We start from the raw sequence: 24667 nt of genomic DNA, 5'->3' as shown, positions 1-24667 counted from the left end.
ATCAAGCATAAGAGCGTGGCATGTTGCTAGCCCTCGTAGAGAAAATCCCTCATTTAACACAATGTTGTGTCAGAAATTAGGATATTCTTAACGTGGCAACGAGATTTTGCGTTCTTTACCAGGGCGATAAAGCACCAGTATCTTACCGATGACCTGTACATTACAGGCGCCGGTTTCGCGAACGATAGCGTCCACAATCAAAGTTTTGGTCTCTCTGTCTTCCGAGGCGACTTTCACCTTGATAAGTTCATGGTGCTCTAACGCTAGTTCAATCTCGGCCAGTACCCCTTCGGTCAAACCATTGTTGCCAAGCATAACTACAGGCTTGAGCGAATGTGCGAGACCTTTCAGGTGCTGTTTTTGTTTAGTACTCAGATTCATCGTATATTTTTGCTTACGTTGGGATTGAAAACGGGTCATTCTACCGCCATCTCCCATATATCGGCAAACGATGCGTAGAAATTTACGCCGAAAGGCTACGATGAACTGCCCCGATGGGAATGTTAAATGACAGGTAAAAAGCGTTCTGCCAGTTCAAGCCGCTGGCTTCAGGAACACTTTAGCGATAAATATGTTCAAGAGGCACAGAAAAAGGGGTTACGTTCCCGTGCCTGGTTTAAACTTGATGAAATACAGCAAAGTGACAAACTTTTTAAACCGGGGATGACGGTAGTCGACCTCGGTGCTGCTCCAGGAGGCTGGTCACAGTATGTGGTCACGCAGATTGGCGGCAAAGGCCGTATCATCGCTTGCGATCTTTTACCTATGGATCCAATCGTTGGTGTGGACTTCCTTCAGGGCGATTTTCGTGATGAACTCGTGATGAAGGCATTACTGGAACGCGTGGGTGACAGTAAAGTACAAGTTGTCATGTCAGATATGGCACCAAACATGAGCGGAACGCCGGCGGTTGACATCCCCCGGGCCATGTATCTGGTAGAACTGGCGCTTGAAATGGCTCGTGATGTGTTGGCGCCGGGCGGAAATTTTGTAGTGAAAGTGTTCCAGGGCGAAGGCTTCGATGAGTACCTAAGGGAAATTCGCTCCCTGTTTACGAAGGTTAAAGTTCGTAAGCCGGACTCTTCGCGTGCGCGTTCACGTGAAGTGTACATTGTAGCGACCGGGCGAAAGTGATAGACGGTGGTTTTTCAAACGAAAGTTTGAAAGAAACTGGATATAGAGTATCCTGACGCTGTTTTTAACACAGTTGTAATATGAGGTTAATCCCTTGAGTGACATGGCGAAAAACCTAATACTCTGGCTGGTCATTGCCGTCGTGCTGATGTCAGTATTCCAGAGCTTTGGGCCCAGCGAATCGAATGGCCACAAGGTGGACTATTCTACCTTCCTGCAAGAGGTCAATAACGACCAGGTTCGCGAAGCGCGTATCAACGGACGTGAGATCAACGTTACCAAGAAAGATAGTAACCGTTACACGACTTACATTCCGGTTAACGATCCGAAGCTGCTTGACAACCTGCTGACGAAAAACGTCAAAGTGGTTGGTGAGCCGCCTGAAGAACCAAGCCTGCTGGCTTCTATCTTCATTTCCTGGTTCCCGATGCTGCTGCTGATTGGCGTCTGGATCTTCTTCATGCGTCAAATGCAGGGCGGTGGTGGCAAAGGTGCCATGTCGTTCGGTAAGAGCAAGGCGCGCATGCTGACGGAAGACCAGATCAAAACCACCTTTGCCGACGTTGCAGGCTGCGACGAAGCGAAAGAAGAGGTGGGTGAGCTGGTTGAGTACCTGCGTGAACCGAGCCGCTTCCAGAAGCTGGGCGGTAAAATCCCGAAAGGCGTGCTGATGGTTGGCCCTCCGGGTACCGGTAAAACGTTGCTGGCAAAAGCGATTGCTGGCGAAGCGAAAGTACCGTTCTTTACCATTTCCGGTTCTGATTTCGTAGAAATGTTCGTCGGTGTTGGTGCATCGCGTGTGCGTGACATGTTCGAACAGGCTAAGAAAGCGGCACCATGCATCATCTTCATCGATGAAATCGACGCCGTAGGCCGCCAGCGTGGCGCAGGTCTGGGCGGTGGTCACGATGAACGTGAGCAAACGCTGAACCAGATGCTGGTTGAGATGGATGGCTTCGAAGGTAACGAAGGTATCATCGTTATCGCGGCAACTAACCGTCCAGACGTTCTTGACCCAGCGCTGCTGCGTCCAGGCCGTTTCGACCGTCAGGTTGTGGTCGGTCTGCCAGACGTTCGCGGTCGTGAACAGATTCTGAAAGTGCATATGCGTCGCGTGCCGCTGGCACCTGATATTGATGCCGCAATCATTGCTCGTGGTACGCCTGGCTTCTCCGGTGCAGACCTGGCAAACCTGGTGAACGAAGCGGCACTGTTTGCAGCGCGCGGCAACAAGCGCGTGGTATCGATGGTTGAGTTCGAAAAAGCGAAAGACAAAATCATGATGGGTGCGGAACGTCGCTCCATGGTGATGACGGAAGCGCAGAAAGAATCTACCGCTTACCACGAAGCAGGCCACGCGATTATCGGCCGCCTGGTACCGGAACACGATCCGGTGCACAAAGTGACGATTATCCCACGCGGTCGCGCGCTGGGTGTGACCTTCTTCCTGCCTGAAGGCGACGCGATCAGCGCCAGCCGTCAGAAACTGGAAAGTCAGATCTCCACCCTGTACGGCGGTCGTCTGGCAGAAGAAATTATTTATGGCGTAGAACATGTTTCTACCGGTGCGTCGAACGACATTAAAGTCGCGACTAACCTGGCACGTAACATGGTTACCCAGTGGGGCTTCTCCGACAAACTCGGTCCGCTGCTGTACGCGGAAGAAGAGGGCGAAGTATTCCTGGGCCGCTCTGTCGCCAAAGCGAAACACATGTCCGATGAAACCGCGCGTATCATCGACCAGGAAGTGAAAGCGCTTATCGAACGTAACTACGCTCGTGCTCGCCAGCTCCTGAACGACAACATGGATATTCTGCATGCAATGAAAGATGCGCTCATGAAATATGAGACCATCGATGCACCGCAGATTGACGACCTGATGGCTCGCCGCGACGTGCGTCCGCCAGCAGGCTGGGAAGAACCAGGTTCATCCAACAACTCTGGCAACACGGGTAAACCAAGTGCGCCACGTCCGGTTGATGAACCGCGTGCTCCGGACTCTGGCACTATGTCAGAGCAACTGGGCGACAAATAAGTTATCCCATCGTTGATGACTGTGCTTCACCTGAAACCCTGGGGCTTGCTCCAGGGTTTTTTTATGTCACGAATAACAAATCAGAAGGAATCGCTATGAAACTCACCGCCCAGGGCTCCATCCTGGATCTTTCCCATCCGCACGTGATGGGGATCCTCAACGTAACGCCGGACTCGTTCTCTGACGGCGGCACGCACAATACGTTGGTTGAGGCGGTGAAGCATGCAAACCTGATGATTAATGCTGGCGCGACGATTATCGATGTGGGCGGCGAGTCTACGCGTCCCGGTGCGCTGGATGTCAGCGTTGAAGAAGAGCTGGAACGCGTGATCCCGGTGGTGGAGGCAATTGCCCAGCGCTTTGAAGTATGGATTTCTGTCGATACGTCAAAACCGGAGGTTATTCGTGAATCCGCTCGCGTCGGGGCCCATATCATCAATGATATTCGCTCTCTGAGCGAACCGGGCGCGCTGGAAGCGGCGGCAGAGACCGGACTGCCGGTGTCGTTGATGCACATGCAGGGTAATCCAAAAACCATGCAGGAAGCGCCGAAGTACGACGATGTTTTTGCCGAGGTGAATCAGTATTTTGTCGATCAGATCGCGCGCTGTGAGCGTGCCGGGATCGCAAAAGATAAATTGTTGCTCGACCCGGGGTTCGGTTTCGGTAAAAATCTCTCTCATAATTACGCATTACTCGCTCGCCTGTCAGAATTCCACCACTTCGGTTTGCCGCTGTTTGTCGGCATGTCGCGGAAGTCGATGATTGGCCAACTGCTGAACGTGGGGCCATCAGAGCGCCTCAGCGGCAGTCTGGCGTGCGCGGTGATTGCAGCTATGCAGGGCGCGCATATCGTTCGCGTCCACGATGTCAAAGAAACTGTTGAGGCGATGCGTGTGGTTGAAGCCACGCTGTCTGCGAAGGGAAAAAAACGTTATGAGTAATCGCAAGTATTTTGGTACCGATGGGATTCGCGGTCGCGTAGGTGATGCGCCAATTACACCTGACTTTGTGCTGAAGCTCGGTTGGGCGGCGGGTAAGGTGCTGGCAAGCCACGGCTCACGTAAGATCATCATCGGGAAAGATACCCGTATCTCCGGCTATATGCTGGAGTCAGCGCTGGAAGCCGGTCTGGCGGCGGCGGGGCTGTCTGCCTCCTTCACCGGTCCCATGCCAACCCCCGCAGTCGCCTACCTGACCCGCACTTTCCGTGCGGAAGCCGGTATTGTTATCTCGGCATCACATAACCCGTTCTACGACAATGGCATCAAGTTCTTCTCCATTAATGGCACCAAGCTGCCGGATGAAGTTGAAGAGGCGATTGAAGCCGAAATGGAAAAAGAGATCACCTGCGTAGACTCTGCTGAGCTGGGCAAGGCGAGCCGTATCGTTGACGCCGCTGGCCGTTATATTGAGTTCTGCAAAGGTACATTCCCTAACGACCTCAGCCTTAACGGTTTAAAAGTCGTGGTCGATTGTGCCAACGGCGCAACCTATCATATCGCCCCAAACGTGCTGCGTGAGCTGGGTGCGACTGTTATCGCCATTGGCTGTGAACCGAACGGCGTGAACATCAACGAAGAAGTTGGGGCAACCGATGTGCGTGCGCTACAGGCGCGCGTGCTGGCGGAAAAAGCCGATGTCGGTATTGCGCTGGACGGTGATGGCGACCGCGTCATTATGGTTGACCACGAAGGCAACAAGGTCGATGGCGACCAGATCATGTACATCATTGCTCGTGAAGCACTGCGCCAGGGTCAACTGCGCGGTGGTGCCGTGGGTACGCTGATGAGCAACATGGGTCTGGAAGTGGCGCTGAAGCAGCTGGGTATTCCGTTTACCCGCGCAAAAGTGGGCGACCGCTATGTGCTGGAGAAAATGCAGGAGAAAGGCTGGCGTATCGGGGCGGAAAACTCCGGTCACGTGATCCTGCTGGATAAAACCACCACCGGCGACGGCATTGTTGCTGGTCTGCAGGTGGTTGCGGCAATGGTGCGTAATCACATGAGCCTGCACGATCTGTGCAGCGGTATGAAGATGTTCCCGCAGGTGCTGGTCAACGTGCGCTATACCGATGGAAAATCTAACCCGCTGGAAAATGATGCGGTTAAAGCGGCTGCGGCAGAAGTGGAAGCCGCGTTGGGTAACCGTGGTCGCGTACTGTTGCGTAAATCGGGCACTGAGCCGCTGATTCGCGTCATGGTTGAAGGTGAAGAAGAAGCGCAGGTGACCGCGTTTGCTCACCGTATTGCCGATGCAGTAAAAGCGGTATAATGGTTATCTAAGTTACTCAAAAGGCGGCGCTTGCCGCCTTTTTATTGTTGATTACGCGTTGTTTTGCTGTTTTTTTCCGCAGTTGATACAATGTGTCAAAATTGCCCTTGCGAAGGTCATTCGCTTTGGTTAGTATTCACACCCGCTTCAGTGGGAAACATAAACATCCCGCTTTATTGGTTGAAGCACTTGGTACGCGGTGTCCCCGCAAGGAACAGGTTGATTATGTACGAAGCTCTTTTAGTAGTTTTCCTTATTGTAGCAATTGGCCTTGTGGTCCTCGTTATGCTGCAGCAAGGTAAAGGCGCTGATATGGGAGCCTCCTTTGGAGCAGGCGCTTCCGGCACATTGTTTGGTTCAAGCGGTTCTGGTAACTTCATGACCCGTATGACCGCCGTGTTTGCGACGCTGTTCTTCATTATCAGTCTGGTACTGGGCAACATCAACAGTAACAAGATCAATAAAGGAAGCGAGTGGGAAAATCTGACTGCGCCTAAGACTGAGCAAACGACTCAGCCAGCGGCACCGGCCCAGCCGACCAGCGATATCCCGCACTAATAGCAGTATCTGTACCGAGGTGGTGGAATTGGTAGACACGCTACCTTGAGGTGGTAGTGCCCTAACGGGCTTGTGGGTTCGAGTCCCATCCTCGGTACCAATATTCCGAAAGAAAGACGCTGAAAAGCGTCTTTTTTTTCGTCTGTATAAAATCACCGTGAATTCGTAGGCCGGATAAGGCAACGCCGCCATCCGGCACTCTGCGGCTTAGTCAGCCTTAGGGAAGTCGACCACGGTATCGTTCACGCGGTTCACCATATTGGTGAACAAAATGGCGCTGATAGCGCTGATGGCTTCAATCACCTGACGGTCGCTGAACCCGGCGTCACGCAATACTGTCACATCCGCTTCCGGCAACGTGCCCGTGGTGGTCACCAGCGTTTGTGCGAATTTTGCCAGCGTGTCGAGATGTGCATCTTCTGCGTACTGCCCGCGGCGCAGTTCACGAATCTGTTCGCTGCTGAAGCCGGCCTTTTTCGCCATCATACTGTGTGCGGCCAGGCAGTAGTCACACCCGGTGGCTTCGCTGACGGCAAGGTTGATGGTTTCCAACTCTTTCGCATTCAGGCTGCCTTTGTGCAGCATCGCATTATGCGCCAGCGCCTGTTGCAGTGACTCCGGTGAGTGCCCGCCGATGGTCAGATAGGCATTCGGCACTTTCCCCATCGCTTTTTTGATACCGCCAAAAATCTCTGCGGCTTTCCCTGTTGCGTCTTGTTCACGAATTTCAGCTAAACGGCTCATGTCATACTCCTGTTACTAGAGGGTTTGTAGTGGCAATGACGTCATCTTAGTCACACTGAGCGTGCTAGACTGGCACTCTTCGTCTCATCTTTTTGTCTTATCGTCTCAGGAGTGATATGGACAGTCTCAGCCATCTCTTGACGCTGCTGGCCCCGCGCTGCGAAGTGAATCTGCACTGCCGTTTTGGCGGTCGTTGGCAGGCAGGGCACGAGCAGATGCGTTCCGGCATTGTGCCCTGGCATTTTGTATTACGGGGGGAGGGGCGTCTTACCGTGGGCAACCAAACCCGGCATATGCGAGCGGGAGATGCCATTTTGTTGCCGTACGGTTCGCCGCATCTGATGGAGAGCCTGGTCGAGTGGGGGCAGGTGCTGCCTGTCGCTCATCGCTTTAACGGCACGCTGACCGAAATGCGCACCGGCAGCGAAAGTGATGCGCTGGAGATGCTGTGCGGTGAGTTTTATTTTGGCCCGCACGTTAGCTGGCTTTTCGCCAGGGAGTCGGAGCTTATCCATCTGCATACCGATGAGCGGGAGGATTGCCCGGAACTTGAGATTCTGCTCAACGTACTGGTGCGCGAGAGTCTGGCGGAACATCCCGGCGGTAGCGCCATTGTCCGAAGCCTGGGTGATACGCTGTTGGTGCTTCTGTTTCGCACGCTACTGGGTGCAGAGGAGCCACCGGAGGGATTGTTGCGCCTGATGGGGGATGAACGGCTGATGCCCGCGGTGCTGGCCGTTCTTGCCACGCCTGAACAGCCCTGGACGATGGAAAGTATGGCGGCACGCGCCTTTTTATCGCGTGCGACGTTTGCCCGTCACTTTGCCCGAGCTTATCACCTGACGCCACAGGCCTGGCTGACGCAACTACGCATGGCGATGGCGGCGAGATTGTTGCATCAGGACAGACAGGCCCGGCTCGACGTGATTGCCGAACGCAGTGGGTTCCAGTCGCTGGCATCGTTCTCAAAGACCTTCAAAAAGTACTACGGCCTGACACCGGGAGAATGGCGGCGCAGATAGTGCAACTCTCCGAGCCCAAACAATCCCCAGGCGTAAAAAAGGCCGCATAAGCGGCCTTTTACATTCTCGACGCAGGCTTATTTGCCTTTGTTTTCCAGGTTCTCAACCTGCGGCAGACCGGTGGCAGAAGAGGCGGTCAGCAGACCCGCTTTCGCATAGCCGAACAGCTTTTCACGGGTATCGGTGATGTCGAGGTTACGCATGGTCAGTTGGCCAATACGATCGTCTGGCGAGAACACAGACTCACCTTTCTCCATGGTCAGACGCTCGGCCTTGTAGGTCAGGTTGTCAGACACAGTATTGAGAATGGAGTAGTCGTTGCCACGACGCAGCTCCAGTGTCACTTCACCGGTAATCTGGCTGGCCACCCAACGCTGCAGGCCGTCACGTAACATCAACGCCTGCGAGTCGAACCAGCGGCCCTGATACAGCAGTTTGCCCAACTGACGGCCATGGGAATGATACTGCTCGATGGTATCTTCGTTGTGGATACCGGTCAGCAGACGCTCGTAGGCAATATGCAGCAGTGCCATCCCCGGAGCTTCGTAGATGCCACGGCTCTTCGCTTCAATGATACGGTTTTCAATCTGGTCGCTCATGCCCAGACCGTGACGGCCGCCGATGCGGTTCGCTTCCAGCATCATCTCAACGTCGTCGCTGAAAGTTTTACCGTTCAGCGCGACCGGATGGCCCTGCTCAAAGCGCACAGTGACTTCTTCCGCTGGGATCTTCACGTTTTCGTCCCAGAATTTCACGCCCATGATGGGGTTAACGATCTTCACGCTGGAGTTCAGGAACTCAAGGTCTTTTGCTTCGTGCGTTGCGCCCAGCATGTTGGAGTCGGTGGAGTAGGCTTTCTCGACGGACATTTTGTAGTCGAAGCCGCAGGCGATCATGAATTCAGACATTTCATGACGACCGCCGAGCTCGTCGATAAAGTCGGTATCGAGCCACGGTTTGTAAATTTGCAGTTCAGCGTTGGTCAGCAGGCCGTAACGATAGAAGCGTTCGATATCGTTGCCTTTATAGGTGCTGCCGTCGCCCCAGATGTTTACGCCATCTTCTTTCATGGCGGCAACCAGCATGGTACCGGTCACGGCACGGCCCAGCGGGGTGGTGTTAAAGTAGGTCAGACCACCGGTAGTGTTGTGGAAGGCACCACACTGAATCGCGGCGATACCTTCAGCAACCAGTTGTTTACGGCAGTCGATCAGGCGAGCATTCTCTGCGCCATATTCCATAGCACGACGAGGGATCGCATCATAATCTTCTTCGTCAGGCTGGCCCAGGTTTGCAGTATATGCATAAGGGACCGCTCCTTTTTGTCGCATCCACAGCAGCGCTGCGCTGGTGTCAAGACCGCCAGAGAAGGCGATACCAATACGTTGACCTGCTGGAAGATGCTTGAGAATCGTCGTCATAAAGTAAAACCCTGCTTGATTGACTGAAGGATAAATCGCTTTCGCTGTCAGTGAATTTTTATGCAAAATAAATGAGTTTTCATTTAATCATGTTTTGACTGGCATCGGAAGGGATTCGTGCATTTTTATTCAAAAAATCCGCGCCGTCAGCGCTGATAACCAGCATTACCATACCGCGACGGCTTACGCATTTCTTCTGCATAGAATGTGAGGTTGACAAGCTGTGATCGAGGTCACTATACTAGAAGCAGATTTTACGTCCCGTCCTCGGTACCAAATCCCAGCATTATTTGCACTTTTTACTCAAAACGAGTAAAATTTGCCACGTTTCAGGCGCGGGGTGGAGCAGCCTGGTAGCTCGTCGGGCTCATAACCCGAAGGTCGTCGGTTCAAATCCGGCCCCCGCAACCACTTTCCCTTAGAGTTCATTTTCAAATATACTGTGAAGACTTAGGCCTTCGTAGCTGGATTTGAAAAAAAATTCTTTCGGAAGGTTCTCCAGGCCGCAGTTGCGGCTATAGGGTTCAGTTATCTAAAGCCCCGATTTATCGGGGTTTTTTGTTATCTGACTACAGAATAACTGGGCTTTAGGCCCTTTTTTTATGTCTTGGGGGTGGGTTTGTCCACATTAGAGCAAAAATTAACAGAGATGATTACAGCGCCGGTTGAAGCCTTAGGCTACGAACTGGTCGGCATCGAATTTATTCGCGGTCGCACATCGACACTGCGCATCTATATTGATAGTGAAGATGGCATCAATGTTGATGATTGTGCTGATGTGAGCCACCAGGTAAGCGCGGTGATGGATGTTGAAGATCCTATTACGGTGGCTTACAACCTGGAAGTTTCCTCTCCGGGCCTCGACCGTCCTATGTTCACTGCTGAACACTATGTGCGTTTCATGGGTGAAGAGGTTACGCTGGTCCTGCGTATGGCGGTTCAGAACCGTCGTAAGTGGCAGGGCATTATTAAAGCGGTAGACGGTGAGATGATCACCGTGACAGTCGACGGTAAAGATGAAGTGTTCGCGCTGAGTAACATCCAGAAGGCGAACCTGGTTCCCCACTTTTAACAGTCTGGATTGAGGTGAAAAGCCCGCGATGAACAAAGAAATTTTGGCCGTTGTTGAAGCCGTTTCCAACGAAAAATCACTGCCACGCGAGAAAATTTTTGAAGCGCTGGAAAGTGCGCTGGCTACAGCAACGAAGAAAAAATACGAACAAGAAATCGACGTTCGCGTTGAAATTGACCGTCGTAGCGGTGATTTCGACACCTTCCGTCGTTGGGTTATTGTCGAAGAAGTGACCCAGCCGACTAAAGAAATCACCCTCGAAGCGGCACGCTTCGAAGACGAAAGCCTGAACGTGGGCGAATACGTTGAAGATCAGATCGAATCTGTGACCTTCGACCGTATTACGACCCAGACTGCAAAACAGGTTATCGTACAGAAAGTACGTGAAGCTGAACGCGCAATGGTTGTAGACCAGTTCCGTGAGCATGAAGGTGAGATCATCACCGGCGTGGTTAAGAAAGTTAACCGCGACAACATCTCTCTGGACCTTGGCAACAACGCTGAAGCGGTTATCCTGCGTGAAGACATGCTGCCGCGTGAAAACTTCCGTCCAGGCGACCGTATCCGCGGTGTTCTGTACTCCGTACGTCCGGAAGCGCGCGGTGCGCAGCTCTTCGTCACCCGTTCTAAGCCTGAAATGCTGATCGAACTGTTCCGCATTGAAGTGCCAGAAATCGGTGAAGAAGTTATCGAAATCAAAGCTGCTGCTCGCGATCCGGGTTCTCGTGCCAAAATCGCTGTTAAGACCAACGACAAACGTATCGACCCAGTCGGTGCTTGTGTTGGTATGCGCGGTGCGCGTGTTCAGGCGGTCTCTACCGAGCTGGGCGGCGAACGTATCGATATCGTGCTGTGGGACGACAACCCAGCGCAGTTCGTGATCAACGCGATGGCTCCGGCTGACGTGGCATCTATTGTGGTTGACGAAGACAAGCACACCATGGATATCGCGGTTGAAGCGGGCAACCTGGCGCAGGCGATTGGCCGTAACGGTCAGAACGTCCGTCTGGCTTCTCAACTGAGCGGCTGGGAACTCAACGTTATGACCGTTGATGACCTGCAGGCGAAGCACCAGGCTGAAGCACACGCGGCTATCGATACCTTCACTAAATATCTCGATATTGATGAAGATTTCGCTACCGTGCTGGTTGAAGAAGGCTTCTCCACGCTGGAAGAACTGGCCTATGTGCCAATGAAAGAGCTGCTGGCTATTGATGGCCTGGATGAAGACACCGTTGAAGCACTGCGCGAGCGTGCTAAAAACGCACTGACCACTCTGGCACTGGCCCAGGAAGAAAGCCTCGGTGATAATAAACCGGCTGACGATCTGCTGAATCTGGAAGGATTAGATCGTGAGATGGCCTTCAAACTGGCTGCCCGTGGTGTTTGTACGCTGGAAGATCTCGCCGAACAGGGTATTGATGATCTGGTGGATATCGAAGGGTTAACCGACGAGAAAGCCGGTGAGCTGATTATGGCTGCCCGTAATATCTGCTGGTTCGGCGACGAAGCGTAATAAACTGTAGCAGGAAGGAACAGTATGACAGATGTAACCGTAAAAACGCTGGCTGCAGAAATACAGACCTCCGTGGATCGCCTGGTACAGCAATTTGCTGATGCGGGCATCCCGAAAGGTGCTGATGATTCTGTGTCCGCGCAAGAGAAGCAAACCTTACTGGCGCATCTGAACCGTGAAAATGGTTCTGCCCCAGATAAGTTGACTTTGCAGCGCAAAACGCGCAGTACTCTCAACATTCCAGGTACCGGTGGAAAAAGCAAATCGGTACAAATCGAAGTCCGCAAGACACGCACCTTTGTAAAACGCGATCCGCAAGAGGCTGAACGCCTGGCCGCGGAAGAGCAGGCGCAGCGTGAAGCGGAAGAGCAAGCCCGTCGTGAAGCTGAAGAAGCAGCTAAACGCGAGGCGCAACAAAAAGCTGAACGTGAGGCCGCAGAAAAAGCTAATCGTGAAGCCGCTGACAAAGCGAAACGTGAAGCTGCGGAAAAAGACAAAGTGAGCAATCAACAGACCGACGATATGACCAAAACTGCCCAGGCTGATAAAGCCCGCCGTGAAAATGAAGCTGCCGAGCTGAAGCGTAAAGCGGAAGAAGAAGCACGTCGCAAGCTTGAAGAAGAAGCGCGCCGCGTAGCGGAAGAAGCTCGCCGTATGGCAGAAGAAAATGAGAAGAATGGTGTGAATAACGCTGAACCTATTGAAGATGCTAGCGATTATCACGTCACGACTTCTACCCATGCTCGCCAGGCTGAAGACGAAAACGACCGCGAAGTTGAAGGTGGCCGTGGCCGTGCGCGTACTGCATCTAAAGCAGCGCGTCCTCAGAAGAAAGGCAACAAACACGCTGAATCTAAAGCTGACCGTGAAGAAGCGCGTGCAGCGGTTCGCGGTGGTAAAGGCGGCAAACAGCGTAAAGGTTCCGCGCTGCAGCAGGGCTTCCAGAAGCCAGCTCAGGCCGTTAACCGTGATGTTGTGATTGGTGAAACCATTACCGTTGGCGATCTGGCTAACAAGATGGCTGTGAAAGGCTCTCAGGTCATCAAAGCGATGATGAAGCTGGGCGCAATGGCCACCATCAACCAGGTCATCGACCAGGAAACCGCACAGCTGGTTGCCGAAGAGATGGGCCACAAAGTTATCCTGCGTCGTGAAAACGAGCTGGAAGAAGCGGTAATGAGCGACCGTGACACCGGTGCTGCGGCTGAACCGCGCGCACCAGTTGTGACTATTATGGGTCACGTTGACCACGGTAAAACCTCTCTGCTGGACTACATTCGTTCTACGAAAGTGGCCTCTGGCGAAGCGGGCGGCATTACTCAGCACATCGGTGCTTATCACGTTGAAACTGAAAACGGGATGATCACCTTCCTGGATACCCCAGGCCACGCCGCGTTTACCTCCATGCGTGCTCGTGGTGCTCAGGCAACGGATATCGTTGTTCTGGTTGTTGCGGCAGACGACGGCGTGATGCCGCAGACCATCGAAGCAATCCAGCACGCGAAAGCGGCGCAGGTGCCTTTGGTTGTTGCTGTGAACAAAATCGATAAGCCAGAAGCCGATATGGACCGCGTTAAGAACGAACTGTCTCAGTACGGCGTTATGCCGGAAGAATGGGGCGGCGAATCGCAGTTCATCCCTGTATCTGCAAAAGCGGGTACCGGTATCGACGACCTGCTGAACGCTATCCTGCTGCAAGCTGAAGTTCTGGAGCTGAAAGCGGTTCGTAAAGGTATGGCGAGCGGCGCGGTAATCGAATCCTTCCTGGACAAAGGTCGTGGCCCAGTCGCTACCGTCCTGGTTCGCGAAGGTACCCTGAACAAGGGCGATATCGTACTGTGTGGCTTCGAATACGGTCGCGTTCGTGCGATGCGTAACGAACTGGGTCAGGAAGTGCTGGAAGCGGGTCCATCCATTCCAGTGGAAATCCTGGGTCTGTCCGGTGTTCCGGCTGCCGGTGACGAAGTGACCGTCGTTCGTGACGAGAAGAAAGCGCGTGAAGTTGCTCTGTACCGTCAGGGTAAATTCCGTGAAGTTAAACTGGCTCGTCAGCAGAAATCTAAACTCGAGAACATGTTCGCCAACATGACCGAAGGCGAAGTTCACGAAGTGAACGTCGTACTGAAGGCCGACGTACAGGGTTCTGTGGAAGCGATCTCCGACTCCTTGCTGAAACTGTCTACCGACGAAGTGAAAGTGAAGATCATCGGTTCTGGCGTAGGTGGTATCACCGAAACCGACGCAACCCTGGCTGCAGCATCTAACGCTATCCTGGTTGGCTTCAACGTACGTGCCGATGCCTCTGCACGTAAAGTTATCGAGTCAGAAAGCCTGGATCTGCGCTACTACTCCGTCATCTATAACCTGATCGACGAAGTGAAAGCAGCAATGAGCGGCATGCTGTCTCCGGAACTGAAACAGCAGATCATTGGTCTGGCTGAAGTACGTGACGTGTTCAAATCACCGAAATTCGGTGCGATCGCGGGCTGTATGGTTACCGAAGGTACCATCAAGCGTCACAACCCAATCCGCGTTCTGCGCGACAACGTGGTTATCTATGAAGGCGAGCTGGAATCCCTGCGCCGCTTCAAAGATGACGTTAACGAAGTCCGTAACGGTATGGAATGTGGTATCGGCGTTAAGAACTACAACGACGTTCGCGTTGGCGATATGATCGAAGTGTTCGAAATTATCGAGATCCAACGTACCATCGCTTAAGGTTGGTTGGGTGTAGGCCGGATGGCGGCGTTTACGCCGTCATCCAGCAATGTTATGCCTGATGGCGCCAGCGCTTATCAGGCCTACAGCCTGAATACCGTATTAATTTTAAAAAGGGGCTGATAGCCCCTTTTTTGTCTGGAGAATTTATTATGGCGAAAGAATTTGGTCGCCCGCAGCGCGTGGCCCAGGAGATGCAAAAAGAGATCGCAATCATCCTGCAGCGCGAAATTAAAGATCCTCGTCTGGGCATGATGACCACCGTTTCCGGTGTCGAAATGTCTCGTGACCTGGCCTATGCCAAAGTGTTTGTCACCTTCCTGAACGATAAAGATGAAGCGGCGATTAAAGCTGGCATCAAAGCGCTGCAGGAAGCCTCTGGCTTTATCCGTTCTCTGCTGGGGAAAGCGATGCGCCTGCGTATCGTGCCGGAACTGACCTTCTTCTACGACAACTCGCTGGTTGAAGGTATGCGCATGTCTAACCTGGTGACCAGCGTGGTGAAGCATGACGACGAACGTCGTGTGAACCCAGCGGACGACAGCAAGGAGGACTGATGAGTCGTCCTCGTCGTCGCGGCCGTGATATTCACGGCGTATTATTGCTGGACAAACCGCAAGGCGCGTCCAGCAATGATGTGCTGCAGAAGGTCAAGCGTATTTATAACGCCAACCGCGCCGGGCATACCGGCGCGCTGGACCCGCTGGCTACCGGCATGCTGCCGATTTGCCTCGGTGAAGCCACCAAGTTTTCTCAGTATCTGCTGGACTCCGACAAGCGTTATCGTGTGATTGCTCGCCTGGGCCAGCGCACCGATACCTCGGATGCCGATGGCCAGATCGTGGAAGAACGTCCGGTGACCTTCAGCGATGCGCAGCTGGCTGAAGCGCTGGAGAGCTTCCGTGGAGACACCCAACAGGTGCCATCCATGTACTCGGCGCTGAAGTACCAGGGCAAAAAGCTGTACGAATATGCGCGTCAGGGCATCGACGTACCGCGTGAAGCCCGCCCGATTACCGTCTATGAGCTGCTGTTTATCCGCCATGAAGGTAACGAACTGGAGCTGGAGATTCACTGCTCAAAAGGTACTTATATTCGTACCATTATCGACGATCTGGGTGAGAAGCTCGGCTGCGGTGCGCACGTGATTTTCCTGCGCCGTCTGGCGGTCAGCAAATACCCGGTCGACCGTATGGTCACGCTGGAACAACTGCATGCGCTGGTCGAACAGGCCGAACAGCAGGGCGTTCCGGCCGCGAGTCTGCTCGACCCGCTATTAATGCCAATGGACAGTCCTGCTTCAGACTATCCGATAGTCAATCTTCCTTTAACCTCATCGGTTTATTTCAAAAATGGTAATCCGGTGCGGACGTCAGGTGCGCCTCTTGAAGGTCTGGTGCGCGTGACCGAAGGGGAAGAAGGCAAATTCCTCGGCATGGGTGAAATCGACGATGAAGGCCGCGTGGCACCACGTCGCCTGGTGGTCGAATACACCGAGTAAGTCAGATTGTGTGGCTTGCGATAACAGAGCGCTGCGAGTAGAATATCGCGGCTTAACGCCTGCTTAATTGTTTAACAATTGGCAAGCGTTATATCAGGGGCTGCTGAATTAGAGATCGGCACCCTTTCTTTCTTTTAAATTTGGAGTTCAAAATGTCTCTAAGCGTTGAAGCTAAAGCACAAATCGTTTCTGAGTTCGGTCGTGGCGCGAACGACAGTGGTTCTACCGAAGTTCAGGTTGCACTGCTGACTGCACAGATCAACCACCTGCAGGGTCACTTTGCAGAGCACAAAAAAGATCACCACAGCCGTCGTGGTCTGCTGCGCATGGTTTCTCAGCGTCGTAAACTGCTCGACTACCTGAAACGTAAAGATGTTGCACGCTACACCGCGCTGATCGAGCGTCTGGGTCTGCGTCGCTAATTCTAGCGAGTTTCAGAAAGAGGGGCCTTTATGGCCCCTTTTTTCCACCAGACAACGCCAATTTAAAAGAACAGAGTGCCCGTAGAAACGCTGTTTGTGCCCCGGTAATCCTCCCTGTCTACGTCTTGTTTAGACAAAATTGAGCTGAAATTACCGACACAGCAGTATTTTGAAAGATAACGGGTATAATGTATTGTTGTTGTGCATATTCTTCGTTGCAGAGGTTCGCGCGGCTAATGAGAGGCTTTACCCGCATCGGGTTAGGGTTGTCATTAGTCGCGAGGATGCAAAGAAGATCGGTTTCATCGGTTGGTACGCCAGAGGGTGTGCCACCATTTAATAAGAAAGGATAGAATTTTGCTTAATCCGATCGTTCGTAAGTTCCAGTACGGCCAACACACCGTCACGCTGGAAACCGGCATGATGGCGCGTCAGGCGACTGCCGCTGTGATGGTTAGCATGGATGACACCGCGGTATTCGTTACCGTTGTCGGCCAGAAAAAAACCAAACCAGGCCAGGACTTCTTCCCGCTGACCGTTAACTATCAGGAGCGTACCTACGCTGCTGGCCGTATCCCAGGTAGCTTCTTCCGTCGTGAAGGCCGTCCAAGCGAAGGCGAAACCCTGATCGCGCGTCTGATTGACCGCCCGGTTCGTCCGCTGTTCCCGGAAGGCTTCATTAACGAAGTTCAGGTTATCGCAACCGTGGTTTCCGTTAACCCACAGGTTAACCCTGACATCGTTGCCATGATCGGCGCATCCGCTGCCCTGTCCCTGTCCGGCCTGCCGTTCAACGGCCCAATCGGTTCTGCTCGTGTTGGTTACATCAACGACCAGTACGTACTGAACCCGACTCAGGACGAACTGAAAGAAAGCAAGCTGGACCTGGTTGTTGCCGGTACCGAAGCTGCCGTACTGATGGTTGAATCCGAAGCAGAACTGCTGAGCGAAGACCAGATGCTGGGTGCCGTTGTATTCGGTCACGAACAGCAGCAGGTTGTTATCAAAGAGATTAACGAGCTGGTAAAAGTTGCAGGCAAACCACGTTGGGATTGGCAGCCAGAAGCCGTCAACGAAGCGCTGAACGCGCGCGTTGCAGCTCTGGCAGAATCTCGCCTGAGCGACGCTTACCGCATCACCGACAAACAAGAGCGTTATGCTCAGGTTGACGTGATCAAATCTGAAACCATCGCTCAGCTGGTTGCAGAAGACGAAACCCTGGACGCTAACGAACTGGGTGAAATCCTGCACGCTATCGAGAAAAACGTTGTTCGTAGCCGCGTACTGGCAGGCGAGCCGCGTATCGATGGCCGCGAAAAAGACATGATCCGTGGTCTGGACGTACGTACTGGCGTTCTGCCACGTACTCACGGCTCCGCGCTGTTCACCCGTGGCGAAACTCAGGCGCTGGTGACTGCGACCCTGGGCACCACCCGTGATGCACAGAACCTCGACGAGCTGATGGGCGAGCGTACTGACAACTTCCTGTTCCACTACAACTTCCCTCCGTACTGCGTAGGCGAAACCGGTATGGTCGGTTCTCCTAAGCGTCGTGAAATTGGTCACGGTCGCCTGGCGAAACGCGGCGTGCTGGCAGTGATGCCAGAGCTGGACAAATTCCCGTACACCGTTCGTGTGGTTTCTGAAATCACCGAATCTAACGGTTCTTCTTCCATGGCTTCCGTATGTGGTGCTTCCCTGGCGCTGATGGACGCAGGCGTGCCAATCAAAGCGGCCGTTGCGGGTATCGCGATGGGTCTGGTGAAAGAAGGCGACAACTTTGTTGTTCTGTCTGACATCCTGGGCGACGAAGACCACCTGGGCGATATGGACTTCAAAGTGGCGGGTTCCCGCGACGGTATCTCTGCGCTGCAGATGGATATCAAAATTGAAGGTATCACCAAAGAGATCATGCAGGTTGCTCTGAACCAGGCTAAAGGTGCGCGTCTGCACATCCTGGGCGTGATGGAACAGGCGATTAACGCGCCACGTGGCGACATTTCTCAGTTCGCTCCACGTATCCACACCATCAAGATCAATCCAGACAAGATCAAAGACGTTATCGGTAAAGGCGGTTCTGTTATCCGTGCTCTGACCGAAGAAACCGGCACCACCATCGAAATCGAAGATGACGGTACCGTGAAGATCGCAGCGACCGACGGTGAGAAAGCGAAATTCGCTATCCGTCGTATCGAAGAGATCACTGCAGAAATCGAAGTAGGTCGTATCTACAACGGTAAAGTGACCCGTATCGTTGACTTTGGCGCGTTCGTTGCCATCGGTGGCGGTAAAGAAGGTCTGGTACACATCTCTCAGATCGCTGACAAGCGCGTTGAGAAAGTGACCGACTACCTGCAGATGAACCAGGAAGTACCGGTTAAGGTTCTGGAAGTTGACCGTCAGGGCCGTATCCGTCTTAGCATTAAAGAAGCAACCGAGCAGTCTCAGCCTGCCGCCGCACCGGAAGCTCCGGCAGCGGAACAGGGCGAGTAAGGTTTGCCTTTTGCCCTCCGCGTTTGCGGAGGGCACATTTAGCTGGCAGGATGCCTTGTTTGCAGGCGGGGGACAGGACGTTCATCCAATTGTTGTCTTCGGGAGTGGGAAATGAAGCCTTTTTTGCGCTGGTGTTTCGTTGCGACAGCACTCACGCTGGCAGGATGCAGCAACTCTGCCTGGCGTAAGAGTGAAGTCCTCGCAGTGCCATTGCAACCGACGTTACAGCAGGAAGTGATCCTGGCACGCATGGAACAAATACTTGCCAGTCGGGCTTTAACCGATGACGAACGCGCACAGCTTTTATATGAGCGCGGAGTGTTGTATGATAGTCTCGGTCTGAGGGCATTAGCGCGTAACGATTTTTCGCAAGCGCTGGCAATCCGACCTGATATGCCTGAAGTATTCAATTACTTAGGCATTTATTTAACGCAGGCAGGCAATTTTGATGCTGCCTATGAAGCGTTTGATTCTGTACTTGAGCTTGATCCAACTTACAATTATGCGCACTTGAACCGCGGCATCGCGCTTTATTACGGTGGCCGTGCGAAGTTAGCGCAAGATGATCTGCTGGCGTTTTATCAAGACGATCCCAATGATCCTTTCCGCAGTCTGTGGCTTTATCTCGCTGAGCAGAAGCTCGATGAGAAGCAGGCGAAAGATGCGTTGAAGCAACGCTTCGACAAATCGGATAAAGAACAGTGGGGATGGAACATTGTCGAGTTCTACTTAGGCAACATTGACGAAAAAACGTTAATGGAGCGCCTGAAGGCGGACGCAACGGATAACACCTCGCTCGCTGAGCATCTCAGTGAAACCAACTTCTATTTAGGTAAGTATTACCTAAGTCTTGGGGACAAGAACAGCGCTACGGCACTGTTCAAACTGGCGGTTGCCAACAACGTACACAACTACGTTGAGCACCGATACGCATTGTTGGAATTATCGCTCCTGGGCCAGGACCAAGATGACCTGGCAGAATCGGACCAGCAATAGCTGACGACTACATCAGCCCGTAATCTTTTTTGATTGCCATCACCTTCGCGGGTGAGGGCGTTGTTGTTCGTTAATACACCTACTTTGAGCCGGTTCACACTTTTCAATGAAAATTGCAGATCAATTTCATGATGAGTTATGTAGACTGGCCGCCATTAATATCGAGGCACTTGTACTACATGGCTGAATTCGAAACCACTTTTGCAGATCTGGGCCTGAAGGCTCCTATCCTTGAAGCCCTTACCGATCTGGGTTACGAAAAACCATCTCCGATCCAGGCTGAGTGCATTCCGCACCTGCTGGGCGGTCGTGACGTTCTGGGTATGGCCCAGACAGGTAGTGGTAAAACCGCAGCGTTTTCCCTGCCACTGCTGAACAACATCGATCCTGAGCTGAAAGCACCACAGATTCTGGTGCTGGCACCGACCCGCGAACTGGCGGTTCAGGTAGCTGAAGCAATGACGGATTTCTCTAAACATATGCGCGGCGTAAACGTGGTAGCCCTGTACGGCGGCCAGCGTTATGACGTGCAGTTACGCGCCCTGCGTCAAGGGCCACAGATTGTCGTCGGTACCCCAGGTCGTCTGCTGGACCACCTGAAACGCGGCACCCTGGACCTCTCCAAACTGAGCGGCCTGGTGCTGGACGAAGCAGATGAAATGCTGCGCATGGGCTTTATCGAAGACGTCGAAACCATCATGGCTCAGATTCCAGAAGGTCACCAGACCGCTCTGTTCTCTGCAACCATGCCGGAAGCTATCCGTCGTATTACCCGTCGCTTCATGAAAGAGCCACAGGAAGTACGTATTCAGTCCAGCGTAACCACTCGCCCGGACATCAGCCAGAGCTACTGGTCTGTGTACGGCATGCGCAAAAACGAAGCGCTGGTACGTTTCCTGGAAGCGGAAGATTTTGATGCGGCGATTATCTTCGTTCGTACCAAAAACGCGACCCTGGAAGTGGCTGAAGCCCTGGAACGTAGCGGCTACAACAGCGCCGCGCTGAACGGCGACATGAACCAGTCCCTGCGTGAGCAGACTCTGGATCGTCTGAAAGACGGTCGTCTGGATATCCTGATCGCAACCGACGTGGCGGCACGTGGTCTGGACGTTGAGCGTATCAGCCTGGTTGTTAACTACGACATCCCAATGGACTCCGAGTCTTACGTTCACCGTATCGGCCGTACCGGTCGTGCAGGTCGTGCTGGCCGTGCGCTGCTGTTCGTTGAGAACCGCGAGCGTCGTCTGCTGCGCAACATCGAACGTACTATGAAGCTGACCATTCCAGAAGTAGAACTGCCAAACGCAGATCTGCTGGGCAAACGCCGCCTGGAAAAATTCGCCGCGAAAGTACAGCAGCAGCTGGAAAGCAGCGATCTGGATCAGTACCGTGCACTGCTGGCGCAAATCCAGCCGACCGCGGAAGGCGAAGAGCTGGACGTTGAAACGCTGGCCGCTGCGCTGCTGAAAATGGCACAGGGCGAACGTTCTCTGATCGTTCCACCAGATGCGCCAATGCGTCCTAAGCGTGAGTTCCGTGACCGTGACGATCGTTTCGAACGTCGTGACCGCAATGACCGTGGTCCACGCGATCGTAATGACCGTGGTGGCGAAGATCGTCCTAAACGCGAACGTCGTGACGTCGGCGATATGGAACTGTACCGCATTGAAGTGGGTCGTGATGACGGCGTTGAAGTTCGTCACATTGTTGGTGCTATCGCGAACGAAGGCGACATCAGCAGCCGTTATATCGGTAACATCAAGCTGTTCGGTACCCACTCTACTATCGAACTGCCAAAAGGCATGCCGGGCGAAGTACTGCAGCACTTTACTCGTACCCGTATCCTGAACAAACCGATGAACATGCAGCTGATCGGCGACGCACAGCCTCGTCCAGAGCGTAGCGGTCGTAGCTTCGGCGGCGAACGTCGTGAAGGCGGTCGTAGCTTCGGTGGCGAACGTCGCGAAGGCGGTCGTGGCGAAGGTCGCGGTTTCGGCGGCGAGCGTCGTGAAGGCGGTCGTGGTGATGGTCGTCGTTTCAGCGGTGAACGTCGTGACGGTGGTAACCGTGCGCCGCGCCGTGATGATTCAGGCGCTGCTCCACGTCGTGATGACTCTGCAGGCCGTCGTCGTTTCGGTGGTGACGCATAAGCCTCACGGTTTAAAAGCGTAAAGTAATATATACAGCCCCGATCGTCATGATTGGGGCTTTTTTTATTCCATTTGTACTCGTGTACTGGTACAGTGCGACACATTAAAATGCAGTAGCAAAATAATACACTGGAGAAAAGGCTGTATGGCGACACTAACCACCACCCAAACGTCACCTTCGCTGCTTGGCGGCGTGGTGATCATCGGCGGCACAATCATTGGTGCGGGGATGTTCTCTCTGCCGGTGGTCATGTCCGGTGCGTGGTTCTTCTGGTCGATGGCGGCGCTGGTGTTTACCTGGTTCTGCATGCTGCACTCTGGGCTGATGATCCTCGAAGCGAACCTCAACTACCGTATTGGTTCGAGCTTCGACACCATCACCAAAGATCTGCTGGGCAAAGGCTGGAACGTGGTGAACGGTATCTCCATTGCCTTCGTGCTCTACATTCTGACCTACGCCTACATCTCGGCGAGCGGCTCGATTCTGCATCACACCTTCGGTGAAATGTCGCTGAACGTTCCCGCGCGCGCGGCGGGCTTTGGTTTTGCGCTGCTGGTGGCGTTTGTAGTGTGGTTGAGCACCAAAGCGGTAAGCCGCATGACGGCCATCGTGCTGGGCGCCAAGGTCATTACCTTCTTCCTGACCTTCGGTAGTCTGATGGGCCACGTCACGCCCACCACGCTGTTTAACGTTGCGGAGACGCACGCCAGCTATACGCCTTACCTGTTAATGACGCTGCCGTTCTGTCTGGCCTCATTTGGCTATCACGGTAATGTCCCGAGCCTGATGAAGTACTACGGCAAAGATCCTAAGACCATCGTGAAGTGCCTGGTCTACGGTACGCTGTTGGCGCTGGTGCTCTACACGGTGTGGCTGCTGGCGACGATGGGTAACATCCCACGTCCAGAATTTATCGGTATTGCTCAGAAGGGCGGTAACATTGATGTGCTGGTGCAGGCGCTGAGCGGTGTGCTCAATAGCCGCAGTCTGGACCTGCTGCTGGTAGTGTTCTCAAACTTTGCGGTGGCGAGTTCGTTCCTCGGGGTGACGCTGGGTCTGTTCGACTATCTGGCGGATCTGTTCAAATTTGATGACTCTGCGATGGGCCGTTTCAAAACCGCGCTGCTGACCTTCCTGCCACCGATTATCGGTGGCCTGCTGTGGCCGAACGGTTTCCTGTACGCTATCGGCTATGCAGGGCTGGCGGCAACCATCTGGGCGGCGATTGTACCGGCGCTGCTGGCACGTAAATCCCGCAAGCGCTTCGGTAGCCCGAAATTCCGCGTCTGGGGTGGTAAGCCGATGATTGCGCTGATTCTGGTGTTTGGCGTGGGTAACGCGCTGGTGCACGTGCTGTCGAGCTTTAATCTGCTGCCGGTTTATCAGTAAGGCATTTGCCCGGTGGCGCTACGCTTACCGGGCTTACATTCTGATGTAGGCCGGATAAGGCATAGCCGCCATCCGGCAAAAAACACACTACCCCAACAATTCCTGCTTCACATCCATCGCCAACCCAAACGAATGCAGTCGCGCCTGATGATCGAAAATCTGGCCGTTAACCATAATTTCATCCGCCTGCGTTTCCCGCAGAATCGACTCCAGACCATGGCGCACCTTCGCCTTATCACCCACCAGCGACATCCGCAGCGCCTGGTCAACGCCGTATTTCTCCGACGGGATCCAGAAGTGCTCCATCTGTTGAATCGGTGGTGGCAACTGCCCGGTCTCTCCGCGGCGCAGTTTCGTGAACGCCTGCTGCATCGAGGTGAAGAGGAATTCAGCATCACGGTTGCTGTCGGCAGCGATGATATTGATGCACACCATCGCGTATGGTTTCTCCAGCCGCGCCGACGGCTTGAAGTTGGTGCGGTAGAGATGCAGCGCCTGGAACAGCATATCCGGCGCGAAGTGTGAAGCGAAGGCAAACGGCAGACCAAGCTGTGCGGCAAGCTGCGCGCCGTACAGGCTGGAACCGAGCAGCCACACGGGGATCTTCTCGCCGTAGCCCGGTACCGGGCGCACCTGCGGGTCTGGGTCGGCCGCATCAAACCAGTCCACCAGTTCCGCGACGTCGCGCGGGAAGTTATCGATATCGCCACTCATATGACGGCGCAGCGCACGCATCGTCGGCTGATCGCTGCCCGGCGCACGGCCAAGCCCAAGATCGATTCGGCCAGGATAGAGCGTATTGAGCGTGCCGAACTGCTCGGCAATCACCAGCGGTGAGTGGTTAGGCAACATCACGCCGCCGGAACCCAGACGCAGCGTGGTGGTGTGGGCGGCGAGATGGCCGATCAGCACCGAGGTTGCCGCACTGGCGATGCCCACCATGTTGTGGTGTTCCGCCAGCCAATAGCGGTGGTAGCCGCGCTTTTCAGCGAGCTGTGCCAGATCGAGCGAATGGGAGAAGGCTTCTCGCGCGGAGGAACCCTGAGGGATCGGTGCGAGATCGAGCACCGAGAAGGCAACGGTTTTGTCAGTCATAAAGGCTCACTTTGCTAGCTGCTAATCTATTCATACTGCATTAAAGAATAGTGAATGTTGTTAACAAAGTGAGCTTTATACGACGGGTGCTGGTCAGAAAATGCCTGATGGCGCTGCGCTTATCAG

Annotated in this window: 21 protein-coding genes and 2 tRNA genes; 19 read left to right on the top strand and 4 right to left on the bottom strand. The window is 53.8% G+C overall.

Annotation, left to right across the window (positions count from 1 at the left end; translation table 11 throughout):
• Positions 1-87: 87 nt before the first annotated feature.
• A complete protein-coding gene (yhbY, locus tag ACH1XZ_RS13660; protein WP_185667939.1) occupies positions 88-381 on the bottom strand; it encodes a ribosome assembly RNA-binding protein YhbY in 294 nt (97 codons plus the stop codon).
• 126 nt (positions 382-507) lie between these two features.
• Between yhbY and rlmE the strand changes: the two genes are divergently transcribed.
• From rlmE to ACH1XZ_RS13630, 6 genes are all read left to right on the top strand, one after another.
• Positions 508-1134 (top strand): 23S rRNA (uridine(2552)-2'-O)-methyltransferase RlmE, encoded by a 627-nt coding sequence (gene rlmE / locus ACH1XZ_RS13655; protein WP_035891117.1) that lies wholly within the window; start codon positions 508-510, stop codon positions 1132-1134.
• 103 nt (positions 1135-1237) lie between these two features.
• Positions 1238-3169, top strand: a complete 1932-nt coding sequence (ftsH, locus tag ACH1XZ_RS13650; protein WP_220440886.1) for an ATP-dependent zinc metalloprotease FtsH — start codon at positions 1238-1240, stop codon at positions 3167-3169.
• Between the two features lie 95 nt (positions 3170-3264).
• Entirely contained in the window at positions 3265-4113 is an 849-nt protein-coding gene (folP, locus tag ACH1XZ_RS13645) for a dihydropteroate synthase (protein ID WP_395595994.1), read from the top strand.
• Positions 4106-5443 (top strand): phosphoglucosamine mutase, encoded by a 1338-nt coding sequence (gene glmM / locus ACH1XZ_RS13640; RefSeq protein WP_035891112.1) that lies wholly within the window; start codon positions 4106-4108, stop codon positions 5441-5443. Before folP ends, glmM begins: the two co-directional genes overlap by 8 nt.
• 225 nt (positions 5444-5668) lie before the next feature.
• Positions 5669-6001 (top strand): preprotein translocase subunit SecG, encoded by a 333-nt coding sequence (gene secG, locus ACH1XZ_RS13635; protein WP_395595993.1) that lies wholly within the window; start codon positions 5669-5671, stop codon positions 5999-6001.
• Between the two features lie 13 nt (positions 6002-6014).
• A tRNA-Leu gene (locus ACH1XZ_RS13630) sits at positions 6015-6101 on the top strand.
• 107 nt (positions 6102-6208) lie between these two features.
• On the opposite strand, the gene ACH1XZ_RS13625 is transcribed toward ACH1XZ_RS13630, so the two are convergent.
• On the bottom strand, positions 6209-6745 hold the full coding sequence (locus ACH1XZ_RS13625) for a carboxymuconolactone decarboxylase family protein (RefSeq protein ID WP_395595992.1): 537 nt from the start codon (positions 6743-6745) through the stop codon (positions 6209-6211).
• Between the two features lie 116 nt (positions 6746-6861).
• Here ACH1XZ_RS13625 and ACH1XZ_RS13620 point away from each other — a divergent pair, with 116 nt between their 5' ends.
• A complete protein-coding gene (locus ACH1XZ_RS13620; protein ID WP_395595991.1) occupies positions 6862-7767 on the top strand; it encodes a cupin domain-containing protein in 906 nt (301 codons plus the stop codon).
• Positions 7768-7844: 77 nt separating this feature from the next.
• Here the strand turns inward: ACH1XZ_RS13620 and argG are convergent, their stop codons facing one another.
• On the bottom strand, positions 7845-9188 hold the full coding sequence (gene argG, locus ACH1XZ_RS13615; protein ID WP_035891104.1) for an argininosuccinate synthase: 1344 nt from the start codon (positions 9186-9188) through the stop codon (positions 7845-7847).
• A 334-nt stretch (positions 9189-9522) separates the two neighbouring features.
• Here argG and ACH1XZ_RS13610 point away from each other — a divergent pair.
• The 12 genes from ACH1XZ_RS13610 to mtr all read left to right on the top strand — a co-directional run bounded on the left by ACH1XZ_RS13610 (position 9523) and on the right by mtr (position 23446).
• Positions 9523-9599 (top strand) — tRNA-Met (locus ACH1XZ_RS13610).
• Between the two features lie 208 nt (positions 9600-9807).
• Positions 9808-10260, top strand: coding sequence for a ribosome maturation factor RimP (gene rimP, locus ACH1XZ_RS13605; protein ID WP_035891101.1), 453 nt, complete (start codon positions 9808-9810; stop codon positions 10258-10260).
• A 28-nt stretch (positions 10261-10288) separates the two neighbouring features.
• Entirely contained in the window at positions 10289-11776 is a 1488-nt protein-coding gene (gene nusA / locus ACH1XZ_RS13600) for a transcription termination factor NusA (RefSeq protein WP_202217112.1), read from the top strand.
• Between the two features lie 24 nt (positions 11777-11800).
• A complete protein-coding gene (gene infB, locus ACH1XZ_RS13595) occupies positions 11801-14494 on the top strand; it encodes a translation initiation factor IF-2 (protein WP_395595990.1) in 2694 nt (897 codons plus the stop codon).
• Positions 14495-14646: 152 nt separating this feature from the next.
• On the top strand, positions 14647-15051 hold the full coding sequence (rbfA, locus tag ACH1XZ_RS13590; RefSeq protein ID WP_035891095.1) for a 30S ribosome-binding factor RbfA: 405 nt from the start codon (positions 14647-14649) through the stop codon (positions 15049-15051).
• Complete coding sequence (gene truB / locus ACH1XZ_RS13585; protein ID WP_395595989.1) at positions 15051-15995, top strand: tRNA pseudouridine(55) synthase TruB; 945 nt, start codon at positions 15051-15053, stop codon at positions 15993-15995. Before rbfA ends, truB begins: the two co-directional genes overlap by 1 nt.
• A gap of 152 nt (positions 15996-16147) precedes the next feature.
• Complete coding sequence (gene rpsO, locus ACH1XZ_RS13580; protein WP_035891092.1) at positions 16148-16417, top strand: 30S ribosomal protein S15; 270 nt, start codon at positions 16148-16150, stop codon at positions 16415-16417.
• 357 nt (positions 16418-16774) lie between these two features.
• Complete coding sequence (gene pnp / locus ACH1XZ_RS13575) at positions 16775-18910, top strand: polyribonucleotide nucleotidyltransferase (protein WP_395595988.1); 2136 nt, start codon at positions 16775-16777, stop codon at positions 18908-18910.
• 111 nt (positions 18911-19021) lie between these two features.
• Complete coding sequence (gene nlpI / locus ACH1XZ_RS13570) at positions 19022-19906, top strand: lipoprotein NlpI (protein WP_035891088.1); 885 nt, start codon at positions 19022-19024, stop codon at positions 19904-19906.
• 106 nt (positions 19907-20012) lie between these two features.
• Positions 20013-20093: a protein YrbN gene (gene yrbN, locus ACH1XZ_RS13565; RefSeq protein WP_100249910.1), complete on the top strand. Its 81-nt coding sequence runs from the start codon at positions 20013-20015 to the stop codon at positions 20091-20093.
• Positions 20086-22056 carry a DEAD/DEAH family ATP-dependent RNA helicase gene (locus ACH1XZ_RS13560; protein ID WP_395595987.1) on the top strand — a complete coding sequence of 657 codons (1971 nt, stop codon included), beginning with the start codon at positions 20086-20088 and terminating at the stop codon, positions 22054-22056. Before yrbN ends, ACH1XZ_RS13560 begins: the two co-directional genes overlap by 8 nt.
• Before the next feature lie 145 nt (positions 22057-22201).
• A complete protein-coding gene (gene mtr / locus ACH1XZ_RS13555; RefSeq protein ID WP_395595986.1) occupies positions 22202-23446 on the top strand; it encodes a tryptophan permease in 1245 nt (414 codons plus the stop codon).
• 87 nt (positions 23447-23533) lie between these two features.
• Here the strand turns inward: mtr and ACH1XZ_RS13550 are convergent, their stop codons facing one another.
• Positions 23534-24541: a luciferase-like monooxygenase gene (locus tag ACH1XZ_RS13550; protein WP_395595985.1), complete on the bottom strand. Its 1008-nt coding sequence runs from the start codon at positions 24539-24541 to the stop codon at positions 23534-23536.
• Positions 24542-24667: the final 126 nt, after the last annotated feature.

The sequence above is a fragment of the Kluyvera chengduensis genome (genome assembly GCF_044197065.1).
GTDB lineage: Bacteria > Pseudomonadota > Gammaproteobacteria > Enterobacterales > Enterobacteriaceae > Kluyvera > Kluyvera ascorbata_C.
Note: the sequence above shows the minus strand (reverse complement) of the source record. Positions and strands in the feature narration are given on the sequence as shown.

What these genes read in the sequence shown, in the direction of transcription:
- ACH1XZ_RS13620 (WP_395595991.1), top strand. Translation starts at nt 6,862, where the DNA reads ATGGACAGTCTCAGCCATCTCTTGACGCTGCTGGCCCCGCGCTGCGAA.
- ACH1XZ_RS13625 (WP_395595992.1), bottom strand. Translation starts at nt 6,745, where the DNA reads ATGAGCCGTTTAGCTGAAATTCGTGAACAAGACGCAACAGGGAAAGCC.
- secG (WP_395595993.1), top strand. Translation starts at nt 5,669, where the DNA reads ATGTACGAAGCTCTTTTAGTAGTTTTCCTTATTGTAGCAATTGGCCTT.
- infB (WP_395595990.1), top strand. Translation starts at nt 11,801, where the DNA reads ATGACAGATGTAACCGTAAAAACGCTGGCTGCAGAAATACAGACCTCC.
- glmM (WP_035891112.1), top strand. Translation starts at nt 4,106, where the DNA reads ATGAGTAATCGCAAGTATTTTGGTACCGATGGGATTCGCGGTCGCGTA.
- ACH1XZ_RS13550 (WP_395595985.1), bottom strand. Translation starts at nt 24,541, where the DNA reads ATGACTGACAAAACCGTTGCCTTCTCGGTGCTCGATCTCGCACCGATC.
- ftsH (WP_220440886.1), top strand. Translation starts at nt 1,238, where the DNA reads ATGGCGAAAAACCTAATACTCTGGCTGGTCATTGCCGTCGTGCTGATG.
- rbfA (WP_035891095.1), top strand. Translation starts at nt 14,647, where the DNA reads ATGGCGAAAGAATTTGGTCGCCCGCAGCGCGTGGCCCAGGAGATGCAA.
- mtr (WP_395595986.1), top strand. Translation starts at nt 22,202, where the DNA reads ATGGCGACACTAACCACCACCCAAACGTCACCTTCGCTGCTTGGCGGC.
- folP (WP_395595994.1), top strand. Translation starts at nt 3,265, where the DNA reads ATGAAACTCACCGCCCAGGGCTCCATCCTGGATCTTTCCCATCCGCAC.
- rpsO (WP_035891092.1), top strand. Translation starts at nt 16,148, where the DNA reads ATGTCTCTAAGCGTTGAAGCTAAAGCACAAATCGTTTCTGAGTTCGGT.
- truB (WP_395595989.1), top strand. Translation starts at nt 15,051, where the DNA reads ATGAGTCGTCCTCGTCGTCGCGGCCGTGATATTCACGGCGTATTATTG.
- nlpI (WP_035891088.1), top strand. Translation starts at nt 19,022, where the DNA reads ATGAAGCCTTTTTTGCGCTGGTGTTTCGTTGCGACAGCACTCACGCTG.
- ACH1XZ_RS13560 (WP_395595987.1), top strand. Translation starts at nt 20,086, where the DNA reads ATGGCTGAATTCGAAACCACTTTTGCAGATCTGGGCCTGAAGGCTCCT.
- yhbY (WP_185667939.1), bottom strand. Translation starts at nt 381, where the DNA reads ATGAATCTGAGTACTAAACAAAAACAGCACCTGAAAGGTCTCGCACAT.
- argG (WP_035891104.1), bottom strand. Translation starts at nt 9,188, where the DNA reads ATGACGACGATTCTCAAGCATCTTCCAGCAGGTCAACGTATTGGTATC.
- nusA (WP_202217112.1), top strand. Translation starts at nt 10,289, where the DNA reads ATGAACAAAGAAATTTTGGCCGTTGTTGAAGCCGTTTCCAACGAAAAA.
- yrbN (WP_100249910.1), top strand. Translation starts at nt 20,013, where the DNA reads ATGAAAATTGCAGATCAATTTCATGATGAGTTATGTAGACTGGCCGCC.
- rlmE (WP_035891117.1), top strand. Translation starts at nt 508, where the DNA reads ATGACAGGTAAAAAGCGTTCTGCCAGTTCAAGCCGCTGGCTTCAGGAA.